This window comes from Marinobacter sp., from assembly GCF_048269445.1.
Classification (GTDB): domain Bacteria; phylum Pseudomonadota; class Gammaproteobacteria; order Pseudomonadales; family Oleiphilaceae; genus Marinobacter.
In genome coordinates, this window is the sequence record NZ_JBLXIQ010000002.1 from 165,403 (window position 1) to 178,653 (window position 13,251).

The following is a 13,251-nucleotide window of genomic DNA, read 5'->3' on the forward strand; positions in this document are numbered from 1 at the left end:
ATTAAAACATAACCGGCAAGGGAGACCAACCCCTCTTGATGTGAAAGCCGTCAGAGTTCATCTACAAACCCGTTAACCCCCTGAAGAGCAAAGAGAACGGCCTGCCTGCGAACCCGATCCCGGTCTCCCTCAAAGTGCTTAACCACGGCTACGGTGCTTAACGGACTGCTGCCCCATGCGAACCAGACGGTGCCAACGGGCTTTTCCTCGCTCCCCCCTCCAGGGCCCGCGACGCCGCTGATGGCCACAGCAATATCGGCGCCAGTGGCCACAAGGGCCCCAGCCACCATTTCTCGCACAACCGGCTCGCTAACCGCACCGTGTTCGTCCAACGACTTCCGGGTTACCCCCAACAAGTCCTGCTTCGCTTTGTTACTGTAGGTTACCAGGCCACCCAGCAAGTACGCTGAGGAGCCGGCCCGGTCGGTCAGCACCTTGGCCACCCAGCCACCGGTACAGCTTTCGGCGGTAGCAACGGTATGGCCCACTTGCAACAGCCGTTCACCGAGGCGGTTACCCGCCTCTTCCAATTCGTGATCGCTGGCCAGCATAATGACCTCCTTCGTTTCATCAGAGCTTTTATTTTCTTACAATTCACGCCTTCAACCAAAGCAAGGCAACCCGGACCCGTCCATGTCAGCAGCTCAGACCGATCTTTCCAAGCACACCCCTATGATGCAGCAGTACCTGAAGATCAAGGGCCAGCACCCCAGTGAACTGGTGTTCTATCGCATGGGGGATTTCTACGAACTCTTCTACGAAGACGCCAAGAAAGCAGCCGAGCTGATGGACATCACCCTGACCGCCCGCGGCCAGTCCGGTGGCAACCCAATCCCAATGGCAGGCATCCCCTATCACTCGTCTGAAGGCTACATTGCCCGGCTGGTCCGGGCAGGTCAATCCATCGCCATCTGTGAACAAATTGGCGACCCCGCCACAAGCAAGGGGCCGGTTGATCGGCAGGTAGTACGGATCGTCACACCGGGCACGCTGAGTGATGATGCCTACCTGGAAGACCGCCGAGACAATCTTCTGGTGGCCATCTTTAACCACCGGGAACAGTTCGGCTTTGCCTCACTGGATATTTCCAGTGGTCGTTTTACCGTCTCCGAACTGGAAAATCTGGAGGCACTGCAGGGCGAGCTCCAACGCCTGCGACCAGCGGAGATCCTGATCAGCGAGGATTTCCCCTATCAGGAAGTCCTTGAAGGCTTCACCGGAATTCGTCGCCAAGGCCCCTGGCTGTTCGAATCCGATACCGCCCGCCGGGTGATTACCCAGCAGCTGCAGGTCCGGGACCTGACCGGGTTCGGATGCGAGGATCTCGAACTCGCTGTTTGTGCCGCTGGTTGCCTGCTGCAGTATGCCAAAGAAACCCAGCGCACTGCCCTGCCCCATATTCGCAAGCTGACCCGCGAACGGCGGGATGAAGCCGTCATAATGGATGCCGCCAGTCGCCGCAACCTTGAAATCGACACCAACCTCATGGGCGGCCATCAGTACACCCTGGCCTGGGTGATGGACCGCACAGCAACCTCCATGGGTGGACGAGAACTCCGGCGCTGGCTGAACCGGCCCCTGCGGGACGTAGACATTGTCCGCCAGCGCCAGCAGGCGGTCTCCGCACTGCTGGACGGATTTCATTACGAGCCGGTGCACGATTTACTGAAAAAGGTGGGCGATATCGAACGGGTACTGGCCCGGGTCGCGCTGCGTTCCGCCCGCCCGCGGGACCTGGCCCGCCTGCGAGATGCCTTCCAGGCCCTGCCGGATCTGCAGGAAACCCTGAAACCGGTGAACTCGCACCACATCGTCAAACTCGCTACCACCATCGGCGAATACCCGGAACTGGCGGATCTACTGGAACGGGCCATCATTGAAAACCCACCCGTGGTTATTCGGGAAGGCGGCGTCATCCAGGAAGGGTTCGACGAGGAACTGGACGAGCTGCGCAACATCAGCGAGAACGCCGGCCAATACCTGCTGGATGTCGAAACCCGTGAACGCGAACGTACCGGAATCAGCACTCTGAAAGTGGGCTACAACCGGGTTCACGGCTATTACATTGAAATCAGCCGGGCCCAGTCCGGTCAGGCCCCGGTAGATTACATCCGCCGGCAGACCCTGAAAAACGCCGAGCGTTTTATCACCCCGGAACTCAAAGAATTCGAAGATAAGGCCCTGAGCGCCAAAAGCCGTGCCCTGGCACGAGAGAAAGGGCTTTATGACAATGTTCTTGAAACCGTAGCCGGGCAGCTGGCGCCGCTGCAGGATGCGGCCCAGGCCCTGGCCGAACTGGATGTACTGAGCAATTTCGCAGAGCGGGCCACCTCGTTGCGCTTCTCCGCCCCCGAGTTCGGTGATGCGCCGGGCTTTGACATCGAGGAAGGCCGGCATCCGGTGGTGGAGCAGTTGCTGGACGAGCCCTTCGTGCCCAACGATCTGCTGATGGATGCCCAGCGGCGCATGCTGGTAATTACCGGCCCGAACATGGGTGGTAAGTCCACCTACATGCGCCAGGCCGCGCTGATTGCCCTGCTCGCCTATACCGGCAGTTTTGTACCCGCCAATCGTGCGGTGCTAGGCCCGGTGGACCGGATTTTCACCCGTATGGGGGCCTCGGACGATATCGCCGGTGGCCGATCCACCTTCATGGTGGAGATGACCGAAACCGCCAATATTCTTCACAATGCCACCGAACACAGCCTGGTGTTGATGGATGAAGTGGGTCGCGGTACCAGCACCTTCGATGGCCTGTCACTGGCCTGGGCCACTGCCGAGCACCTGGCTCGGGAAATCCGTTGCTACACCCTGTTTGCCACTCACTATTTCGAGCTCACGCAACTGGCGGATGAGCTGCAACACGCGGTGAACGTGCACCTGACAGCCACCGAGCACGACGACAGCATCGTGTTCCTGCACAACGTTCACGATGGCCCGGCCAGCCAGAGTTACGGGCTCCAGGTGGCCAAGCTTGCCGGTGTGCCCCAGGATGTCATCCGCAACGCCAAGGCCCAGCTTTCTCATCTGGAAGGCAGCGCAACACCTGTGTCACCGGCAGGCGCCTCCGGCGATCAGCAGAGTGAATCGCCCCGTGGCAAGGTTACAAAGCAGGTCAGCGACCCCGTGTACCAAGGGGATATGTTTGCGAGCATCGAGCCAAGCGCAGTGGAAGAAGCCCTCAAGGCGCTGGATCTGGATGGTCTTAGCCCCCGTGACGCCATCAATCAGTTGTACGAGTTGAAGGAACTGATGAAGAAATAGCGGAAAATTGATCTGTGTAATAAGGTTATAGCAGCCGAACGCTTGCGGCTGTGCGGGTCGCTCCCTACAATATCGCGCACTAAAATATAACGGTGGCGCCATACCGGCGCTCCTGATGAGACTGACCGACCACTGGACCAGGGATCTGACTATGGCGTTTATCGTTACTGATAACTGCATCAAGTGTAAATACACGGACTGCGTGGAAGTCTGCCCGGTAGACTGCTTCTACGAAGGCCCGAACTTTCTGGTAATCGACCCGGACGAATGTATCGACTGCGCCCTGTGCGAGCCTGAGTGCCCGGCCGAAGCTATCTTCTCGGAAGACGAGCTGCCTGCCGATCAGGTCCAGTTTGTGGAGCTGAATGCCGAGCTGGCCGCCAAATGGCCGAACATCACCGAGAAGAAAGACCCGCTGCCAGACGCCGAAGAGTGGGATGGCAAGCCGAACAAGCTCCAGTATCTGGAGAAGTGATTTACCGGAACTGAATGCGAAAAAGGGAAGCCTCGGCTTCCCTTTTTCTTTACATGCCCAGTGTTCAGGTACTTGCCAGCTTGGCCCCCATGGCCACAAAAAATCCGCCAGTCAGCCCATTCAAAACACGCTTTAGCCTCGGACTCACACCCAGACTCCGGAAAGTCACCACCATCCAGGCCAGACCGCACTGCCAGAGCATCGCCAGCAGGAAATGCACCCCGGCCAGCATCAAGGATTGCTGAAAGGCGTTACCAGCAGGGTCAACAAACTGTGGCAACAAGGCCATGTAAAACAGTGCGGTTTTCGGATTCAGCACGTTGGATAACAAACCTTCCCGGAAGGAAGCCAGCATGGGGACATTCCGGCGGGCAACCGCCAGGACCCGGGCCGAAGGCTCCTCGCCCCGATTCAGAGCCTGACGCAGCGAACCGAGACCCAGCCACACCAGATAGCAGGCACCGGCCCACTTCAACGCTGAAAATGCCCAGGCGGTTTCTACCAGCAGGAGAGAAATACCCAGCGCCGAGAGAGTCGCATGGATGAACAGGCCACTGCAGATGCCAACACTGGTAACGCAGCCATCCCCCAAACCGCCGCGGCCGGTATTACGCATGACCAGAAGCGTATCAACACCCGGCGTAATGGTAAGCAGTGTGATGGCAATCAGATAGGCCCAGAATAGATCCGAGATCAAAACCATACCTCCCAAAACGGTCCAGGGAGGCTGGAATACTCAGGCCCCCTGCTGGAGAATCTTGTGCGCAGCGGCAGACTTGTAGAAAGGCGTTAGCCGCCGGCGAATCAGGGCTTCAACATAGCCCTCTTCCCGTAAAACGTCTATAACCGGAATTGCGTAGGCGTCAACTTCCGCCATCACCACTTCCCGGGTTACGCCCATGTCCCCGAGCAGGTCGGTGATCGGGCGCTCGCCGTACTTCACGAACAGGTGGGAAACTACGGCCCGGGCACAGCCTTCAAAGTATCCGGTCTTGCGGAACTGCAGCCAGAACTCATACCCGAGCACCACGAATTCCTGCAGCTCGACATCCCCCAGGCCTTCACGCAGCTCTGCAATCGTGCGGCCTTCAAGCGACACCCAGGCGGCCATCACGCTGTCTCGCAGCTCATCATCAGACAGTGCCCGGTGCAGGAACTGCTCACTACGGCTGATCAGGCCCGGCAGGCTGTCGGATAGCCAGACTTTGAGCCGCCGCTCGAAGGTTTCATCCAGCCCCGGCACGGCCCTGTTGGCCATGCGCTTGCCAAACTTCATCATCGAGCCAACACCCGGCACGGATTTGGTGATCAGATTGTCCTCGTACAGATAGTTCACCAACCCGTGGTAAACGAGGTTGGACACAAGCTCCTGATACACCGGATGGGCCATTATCTCGCTGATCACCCGCTCCCTCTGGTGCTTCAGTTCCAGCGCCTCTTCCAGAAAGCCGGTGGCCTGTTCACGGGTAATAATCTCTCCCAGGGTTGTCCTGGACTGAACCTCGGCATTGAGTACCTCTGTCGCCATCTCCGCCGCCAGTTCGGGAATCCCCGCATCCAGTTCCATGTCCATCACGATGCGCTGGATCACCCCCATTACCTGCTCTTCGGAGGTAATGCGGCTGAGGGTTATCTCGCCGGCATAATTCCAGAGCTCGTCCAGCTCCAGCTCCAGGAATTTGCGCAGCCTGGCACCCTTCAGTGATGCCAGTTCATGCTTCACATGCTGTTCCAGCAACTGATTGGCGAGATCCGTTTTGCCTTTGGTCATGGCGTCTGATGTCCTGTTATCGGAGTAAAAAACTATACCGAAAGGCTAACACGAAGTCCGGGCGGACCAGTTTGCCAAAACTACAGGGGGAAGGCCGCGCCCGGGCCAGTCACGCACGATCACAGGTCACAGCGAGGTGGTTACTGAAAATCGTTGAAGCTATGCGATTCAGCGGCCAGGGCCAGGCAAAGGCTTCCGGGCCCAACGTAGATACTGCTGGTTATCCCCATCTGGGACAACAGCAATTCCACACCATTGCGCTCACAGGCATCCCGCAGGCGATTGAGCCCAGGAAGATCTTCGATTTCGGTCCAGGTCAGCCCACAGGACAGGCTCACATAGGGCGTCAGCAAGCCGGCTTCCACCCTTGACGCGGCGTAGTTCATCACTTTTTCGACCGCCATATCGAAGCTGCGAGTCTTGGCCGCCGGCTGTCCCTCGGCACCCTGCCCGAAAATCACCGGGGTAATGTTCAATGCCTTGCCCATGAAGGCCACCAGCGCCGACACGCTTTTGTCACCACGGCGTCTTGCCCGTTCACGAATGTAGTGCAGATCCCGGGGAATCACACAGGTGTAGATCTTGTCGGTGAAGGTTTCCACCTCATGGCGCAAGGCATTCTTGGATATCTTCTGGTCGATCAACCTGAGCGTATGCGCTGCCAGCAAGCCCTGGCCGGCAAAAATCTGCTTGCTGTCGATCACCCGCATGTAAAACCGGCCATCCCGGCCTGCGGCTTCCCGGGCGCGTTCATAATGGGCCAGAACGCTGTTCATGGCTTCGGTGGCATTCTGAAAAATAAGACTGCGGCTTTTGGTCACCGTCTCACAGATGGCGACATCGAACTGGGTGACAATTTTTTCCATGAACAGGTCGTGGATCTGCTCGGCCGTATACGCACGGGTTTCTGCCTGGTGCCCCTTCTGCAGAAGACCGCTCTGGTAAAATTCCTGGGTCCGGACCGGATCGTGCTCGTCTATGTAGGTCTGGCCGTCGATCACAGCAGTAACGGGGAGGATGAACAGATCGTGTTTGCGGCTGAACTCATAGGGTAAGTCGCATGCAGAATCGACAATCAAACCAACTCGCATGGTGGGCCTCCATCTCCGGGCCACTTCTCGACCGGAAGCGTCCGTTCTTGTCGTTATTTTTTATTCGGCACAGTTTTACATACCCCGGCCAGAATTTCAGTAACCCCGCCCTATCCTGCAGTTGATGTCATATCCAGTTCTCTCAGGTTGCGTTCAAGAAGCTCACGATTGTCCTGCTGCCAGGGATGGAACCCCATGCGAAAATAGGCCAGGAACTCGGGCAGACATTTGCGCAGAACCCCGGGCTTGCCCCAGAGAAAATTAAGGCCACCAACCCACGTGCGTATGCTCCAGAGCTTGCCATCCGCTTTGAGCAGGCTACAGGTGTTCAGGAAGGTGTATTTTAAAAAATTCCAGGTGACAAACAGGAAGACAACGCGGCGCAGACGCTCATTACCGACGCACGCCTGGTAAACATCAAAGGCGACGGATTTGTGCTCGGTTTCCTCGATGGCATGCCAACGCCACAGTCTAGCCATGGCGGGGGTAGCGCCTTCCATCCATTCCGGGTGACCCAGAATGGCATTCGCCAGTACAGCGGTGTAATGCTCGGCCCCACAGGTTCCCGCAAGCTGCCGGCTTGGCGGAAGTTTTCCCACCCACGCCATATGCCTCTCGAAACGCCGGTCGATGGCATCGATATCATAGCCCCGCGCCTTCAGGGCCTCGTTGTAATCCTTGTGTTCCCGGCTGTGCAGCGCCTCCTGGCCAATAAAACCGCGAATCTCCGCTTTCAGCTTGGGATCTTCGATCTGATCCCGATAGAGCCGCACGGCATTAATGAACTGCTGTTCGCCGTCAGGAAACTGCAAGGAAAGGGCGTTGAAGAATGCTGTCCGGAACGCATCGTTCCCGTGCCAGAGCGTTTTCAGGTCGTCACTGACATCGAATCGAAGGTGCCTCGGTTCAACGGACACACCCTCGGGCGTGGAGCTGATGGTCATGACTGCCTCCCGTTTTTGTAATGTTGTTATCAGTAATGAACAGCGGACACAATTTCATCAGTTACAGCAGTGTAAACCTGAAAACCTGGGGGAAGGAAGGCATACACGGCAAAAATAAGACAGATTGTCACGAAATGACATCCTGTCAAAAACTCAGACTTGAGCAAGAATTCATAATTAAAAAAAGGAGGCACGAGGCCTCCCAAGGACACACAGAGGGGCTGCGCCTTCCGGCGCAGAGCCGGACGACGCGACAGTCAGAGCGTCAGTCCAGTTCTTTGGCCTGATCCCTCAGCACAAACTTCTGGATCTTGCCCGTGGACGTTTTGGGCAGCTCCGAGAAGACGATGGTTTTGGGCACCTTGAAACGGGCCAGGTGCTCGCGACAGAAGCTGATGATGTCGTCCTCGCTAACCTGCCCGGCCTCCGGCTTGAGAGTCACGAAAGCGCAGGGTGTTTCACCCCACTTCTCGTCCGGGCGGGCGACCACAGCGGCCTCCAGAACAGCCGGGTGGCGGTACAGGGTATCTTCCACCTCTATGGTGGAGATGTTCTCACCACCGGAGATAATGATGTCCTTGAGCCGGTCCTTGATCTCCATGTAGCCGTCTTCGTGCCACACCGCCAGATCACCAGTGTGGAACCAGCCGCCACGGAACGCCTCTTCAGTTGCCTTCGGGTTCTTCAGGTAACCTTTCATCACGGTGTTGCCGCGAAGGAAGATCTCACCAATGGTCTTGCCGTCTTTGGGCACCGGCTCCATGCTGTTCGGGTCACCGACCATGGTGCCTGCCAGGGTATGATAACGAACGCCCTGACGGGCCTTTTTCCGGGCACGGTCATGCAAGGGCAGCTTGTCCCACTCGGTTTTCCAGGCGCAGACAGTCACCGGGCCGTAGACCTCGGTCAGACCGTATACGTGAGTCACCTGAATGCCCATCTCCTCGATGGCCCCGATCACCTGGGCCGGGGGCGCCGCGCCGGCGGTCATGGACTTCACATCGTGATCGATGCCGGCCTTGGCGGATTCCGGCACATTCAGCAACGCATTCAGCACAATCGGCGCTCCACACATGTGAGTGACCTGATGATCACGAATAAGCTGCAGGATCTTCTCAGGATCAACCCGGCGCAGGCACACGTGAATACCGGCCATGGCCGTAATGGTCCAGGGGAAACACCAGCCGTTGCAGTGAAACATCGGCAGGGTCCACAGATACACCGGGTGCATGTCCATGGACCAAACAGCCTGGTTGCCAATGGCATTCAAGTAGGCGCCTCGGTGGTGATAGACCACACCCTTTGGGTTGCCGGTAGTGCCGGAGGTGTAATTCAGGGAAATCGCGTCCCACTCGTTTTCCGGGAAGCTCCACTGGAACGCTGGGTCACCTTCCTGCAGGAAAGCTTCGTAGTCGAGATCGCTGACCTGGACACCTTCACCGTACTCGGGGTCATCGACATCAATCACCAGTGGCTTGGTATCCAGCCGGCTGACGGCATCCTTGATCACCTCCCCGAATTCCCGGTCCGCGATTACGACCTTGGCCTCACCATGCCCGAGCATGAAGGCAATGGCCTCGGCGTCCAGGCGGACATTCAGAGTATTAAGCACAGCACCGATCATGGGCACCCCGAAATGGGATTCCACCATGGCCGGAATGTTTGGCAGCATTACCGCAACCGTATCGCCAGAGCCAATACCACGGCCTTTCAGGGCGGAAGCCAGTCGCCGGCAGCGATCATAGGTCTGCGCCCAGTTGTAGCGGATCGCTCCGTGGATGACTGAGGGATACTCCGGGTAAACCGTGGCGGTGCGTTCGATAAAATCGATCGGGGATTGAACGGCATAATTGGCATCGACGGGCGTAAGGCCCTGATCAAAAATCGAGGTCATTGTGTAGTCCTTTTAAGCGCTGTTGTTCTTATGACGTATTCAGGAATATCGCTAAACTAGCTATACTTCAGGCTGACCAAAATAGTATTTGATAGTATAAATACTAGAAATTGAACCAACGTATTATAGATATAATACTATATTCTGTAAGCCATGAACGATTCTTCCTCTACAAGTGTATTTAGTTTGCACGACGCCGACCCGCAACCCGGATTGATCCTGAATGCAATGGGCGCCGTCCTCAGGGGGAACCGGGCGACCCGGGATCTGTGCCGGGTCGCCCGCCTGGCTTCGCCCTCCCGACTCCTGCCGAGCAACGTTCATGCTCTGGTTAAATCCTCCCTTGAGCAGGGCCGGGCTATTGAAAACGTGGAAGCACGGATTCCCGGAACCATCCTGATGTGGACCTTCATTCCGGATGCAGGTACAGCCCAGGTTCTGGCGCGGGCAAGAGACGCCACGGAAGACGTCCTGACCCGGGAAGCGGCAACCCGATCCAACCGCCTCTACCGGTTGATCACAGAGAACACCACCGACCTGATTTCACGCCACGCCCCGGACGGGCACTTTATCGATGCCACGCCCGCCTCCTGGCGCCTGCTGGGTTACTGGCCCGAAGAACTGCGAGGCAAACCACTCGAAGAGGTTTTCCAGGGCAACAATGTGGCCCAGAAACTGGCGGAAACCCGCAATCTGCTGCGGGACGACGGCTATGCCACCATGACCCTGGAGATCATCCACCGGGACGGTTCCCGGCGTTGGTTTGAAATAGCCAGCCGGGCCATTCGGGAAACCTACACAGGTGCCGTTATCGAGGTGATCAGTGTATCCCGGGACATTACTGCCCGCGTGGAATCCGAAGAAAACAACCGCCGGCTCGCCGATGAACTGGCACACACTGCGAGGCTGGCAACACTGGGGGAACTGGCCTCCAGCATCGCCCACGAGATGAACCAGCCGTTGGCCACCATTGTGAACTTCGCCAGCGCCAGCCAACGTTACCTGAAAAATGCCCGAACCAGTCAGGAGTGCCTGGACCGCGTGGATGATGGCCTCCAGAAAATTGCCCACCACGCCAACCGCGCCTCGGAAGTCATCAAGCGACTTCGGGCTTTCCTGCGCAAAGGTCAAAAACGCACCGCTCCTCTTGCCCTGAATGATGTTGTCACCAACGTTGCCCGTCTGTGCCAGTGGGAAGCCGAGAAAAACAGCGTGCGAATCCAAGAGAAACTGGCCCGCTGTAACCCGGTGATCACCGCCGATCCGGTTTTACTGGAACAGGTATTGATCAACCTGATCCGTAACGGTATCGAAGCCAACGTGGAGAATCGTGGCGAAGAGGGAGGAGGCTCGCCTTCGCAGATCGTGATTACGACCTGCATCAACGATCAGAACGAAACCCTGATTGAAGTCATCGATGAAGGCCCCGGCCTGGACGAGCTGAGCATCCGCCAGATGTTCCAGCCGTTTTACACCAGCAAGCCCCAGGGGCTGGGTCTCGGACTGTCCATGAGCCGCTCAATCATTGAGGGCTTTGGTGGCTTTTTGGATGCCCTGCCGGCAGCAACGGGCGGTCTTTCCCTGATCTGCCGGTTCCCGGCCAGCCCGGGCCAAAAGAACAGAACTACAACCACGGAGAACCAGCCTGATGAGTGACCATTCTGCATCGGAAAACACCACCGTCTATGTTGTCGACGACGACGCCGGCATGCTGGAATCCACCCAATGGCTGCTGGAATCCGTTGGCCTGAAGGTCGAGGCATACAGCGACGGCCGGAAATTCCTGGACGCCGTTGGCAACACGAAAGCCGGCTGCGTGGTTCTGGATGTGCGCATGCCGGGCCTAGGGGGCCTGAACGTTCAGGAAGAACTCCAGAAACGAGGTCTGGAATTACCGATCATCTTTGTTTCCGGCCATGCCGACGTACCCATTGTGGTCAGGGCATTCAAATCCGGGGCGTTTGATTTTATCGAGAAACCGTTCAACGAGCAGCTGCTGCTGGACAGTGTGCAACAGGCTCTCCAGGAACACCGGCAGTCCAGCAACCAGCTGCAGGGTGATGAAGACACCGAAGCCCTGCTCGCCACGCTCACCCGGCGAGAGCGGGACGTATTCCTGCCGCTGGCCAAGGGCTACACGAGCCGGGAGATCGCGGACCAGCTCAATGTCAGCGTAAAAACCATTGACCTGTACCGGGCGCGGGTGATGAAACGCCTGGGCGCGGATCGATTGCCGGATGTCACCGGCACGGCCATTGCCGCCGGGCTGCTCGACCCGCTGGACCTGCGCGGCGACAAGCGCTGATTGGTCCTACCGCGCCGCCGTCTGGACATCGTGAGCCAGCGCACCCAGCCTGCCAACCGCCTGTTCAATACGTTCACTCCAGGGGTTGGCGCTGTTCAGTCTCAGGCAGTTCTCGAATTTGTTGGCGGTTGAAAACATCAACCCCGGGGCCACGTTGATGTTTTCCACCCTGGCCCTCTGGTACACCTCCGTTCCGGAAACGCCGTCCGGCAACTGAACCCAGAGCACAAACCCGCCCTGGGGACGGCTCACGGCCGTGCCTTCCGGGAAAGCCCGAGCCACGGCGGTCCGCATCCGCTCGGTGCACTCACGATAGTGCTGCCGCGCCGACCGCAGATAACGATCATAACCGCCCTGCTCCAGAAAATGCGCCACCGCCATCTGGGGAATCGAGGACGTAGCCAGATTTACGAAATACTTGTGCTGCCTGGCGCTGGCCATGTATCGGCCGGGCACCATCCAGCCAAGACGAAGTCCCGGTGAGATGGTTTTCGAAAAGGAGCTGCAGTAAATCACGTTATCGGTACGGTCGAAAGCCTTGGCCGGTCGTGGCCGATCCCCGGCGTGGTGCAGATCACCGTAGATATCATCCTCGATAAGAGGAACCGCAGCCGCCGCCAGCATGGAGACCAACTGCTTCTTGCGCTCATCCGACATTCTCGCACCCATGGGGTTGCTGTGATTAGTCACGACTACGCAGGCTTTCAGAGGCCACTGCTCCAGTGCCAGCTGTAACCCTTCCAGGCTCAGTCCCTCGGAGGGATGCGTCGGAATCTCGATAACCTTCAGGCCGACCACTTCGAGGGCCTGGAGAATGCCGGGAAAAGACGGCGATTCAACCGCCACAATATCGCCGGGCTGGGTCACTGCCCGGAGCGCCAGAATGATGGCCTCCTGAGCACCATTTGTGGCCAGGACATCATCCGGTGTTATCGGCACCCCGAGTGTCGCCATTCGCTGGGCAATCTGCCGCCGGAACGATTCCTTACCGGGAAAGGCGTAATCCAACGTTTCCAGTCCTCTGCGCGCCGCCCACAGGGTGCTCTGCTGGATTTGCCTGAGTGGCAGGTAATCCGGGTGGGGAATGGCAGTAGCCAGAGGCACCATGCGCTTCTGCTCGTCAGCACACAGATCCAGGGTCATTTCACGGGCACTGACGGGTACCGGGCGGCTTCGGTGCCGGCGCATCACCGGTTCGGGCGCATCCACCTCTGGCAGGCGCACGAAATAGCCACTGCGCTCGCGGGCCTGGAGAAAGCCTCGGGCCTCCAGTGTCTGGTGTGCCTGCAGGATGGTCGAAATGCTCACCCCCAACTGCCGGCTGAGCACACGCACGCCTGGAAGCCGGTCGCCGTCCCGGTACACGCCTTCATGAATCAGCGCCTGGAGCTGGTCCGCCACCTGATTGTAGAGAATGCCCATCACACGTTCCTCGGCTATGGGTCCTTTGGGAGTCACAGATCTATTGCACCAAACCCGAAGGGCATCTATGCAGCACAGATGCGCC

Annotated in this window: 11 protein-coding genes; 4 read left to right on the plus strand and 7 right to left on the minus strand. The window is 58.1% G+C overall.

The window, feature by feature from the left end; translation table 11 throughout:
* Positions 1-50 precede the first annotated feature (50 nt).
* Complete coding sequence (gene pncC, locus ACN0XM_RS04065; RefSeq protein ID WP_417565640.1) at positions 51-551, minus strand: nicotinamide-nucleotide amidase; 501 nt, start codon at positions 549-551, stop codon at positions 51-53.
* Positions 552-633: 82 nt separating this feature from the next.
* On the opposite strand from pncC, the gene mutS reads away from it, so the two are divergent.
* Positions 634-3,264: a DNA mismatch repair protein MutS gene (gene mutS, locus ACN0XM_RS04070; RefSeq protein WP_417565641.1), complete on the plus strand. Its 2,631-nt coding sequence runs from the start codon at positions 634-636 to the stop codon at positions 3,262-3,264.
* A 151-nt stretch (positions 3,265-3,415) separates the two neighbouring features.
* Positions 3,416-3,739, plus strand: coding sequence for a ferredoxin FdxA (gene fdxA, locus ACN0XM_RS04075; RefSeq protein ID WP_088828887.1), 324 nt, complete (start codon positions 3,416-3,418; stop codon positions 3,737-3,739).
* A gap of 64 nt (positions 3,740-3,803) precedes the next feature.
* On the opposite strand, the gene ACN0XM_RS04080 is transcribed toward fdxA, so the two are convergent.
* The 5 genes from ACN0XM_RS04080 to ACN0XM_RS04100 form a co-directional block, all read right to left on the minus strand.
* Positions 3,804-4,442 (minus strand): LysE family translocator, encoded by a 639-nt coding sequence (locus ACN0XM_RS04080; RefSeq protein WP_417565642.1) that lies wholly within the window; start codon positions 4,440-4,442, stop codon positions 3,804-3,806.
* 33 nt (positions 4,443-4,475) lie between these two features.
* Positions 4,476-5,510 (minus strand): hypothetical protein, encoded by a 1,035-nt coding sequence (locus ACN0XM_RS04085; protein ID WP_417565643.1) that lies wholly within the window; start codon positions 5,508-5,510, stop codon positions 4,476-4,478.
* 140 nt (positions 5,511-5,650) lie between these two features.
* Complete coding sequence (locus tag ACN0XM_RS04090; RefSeq protein WP_417565644.1) at positions 5,651-6,601, minus strand: DegV family protein; 951 nt, start codon at positions 6,599-6,601, stop codon at positions 5,651-5,653.
* Positions 6,602-6,711: 110 nt separating this feature from the next.
* The gene (locus ACN0XM_RS04095) at positions 6,712-7,545 is read right to left on the minus strand and encodes a metal-dependent hydrolase (protein WP_417565645.1); all 834 of its coding nucleotides are present in this window, start codon (positions 7,543-7,545) and stop codon (positions 6,712-6,714) included.
* Between the two features lie 265 nt (positions 7,546-7,810).
* A complete protein-coding gene (locus ACN0XM_RS04100; protein WP_417565646.1) occupies positions 7,811-9,439 on the minus strand; it encodes an acyl-CoA synthetase in 1,629 nt (542 codons plus the stop codon).
* A gap of 153 nt (positions 9,440-9,592) precedes the next feature.
* Here ACN0XM_RS04100 and ACN0XM_RS04105 point away from each other — a divergent pair, with 153 nt between their 5' ends.
* Together ACN0XM_RS04105 and ACN0XM_RS04110 are read left to right on the plus strand one after the other, a co-directional pair.
* Positions 9,593-11,095: a PAS domain-containing sensor histidine kinase gene (locus tag ACN0XM_RS04105; protein ID WP_417565647.1), complete on the plus strand. Its 1,503-nt coding sequence runs from the start codon at positions 9,593-9,595 to the stop codon at positions 11,093-11,095.
* Positions 11,088-11,744, plus strand: coding sequence for a response regulator transcription factor (locus ACN0XM_RS04110; RefSeq protein WP_417565648.1), 657 nt, complete (start codon positions 11,088-11,090; stop codon positions 11,742-11,744). The genes ACN0XM_RS04105 and ACN0XM_RS04110 overlap by 8 nt, the downstream gene beginning before the upstream one ends.
* 6 nt (positions 11,745-11,750) lie before the next feature.
* Here the strand turns inward: ACN0XM_RS04110 and ACN0XM_RS04115 are convergent, their stop codons facing one another.
* Positions 11,751-13,166 carry a PLP-dependent aminotransferase family protein gene (locus ACN0XM_RS04115; RefSeq protein ID WP_417566063.1) on the minus strand — a complete coding sequence of 472 codons (1,416 nt, stop codon included), beginning with the start codon at positions 13,164-13,166 and terminating at the stop codon, positions 11,751-11,753.
* Positions 13,167-13,251 lie beyond the last annotated feature (85 nt).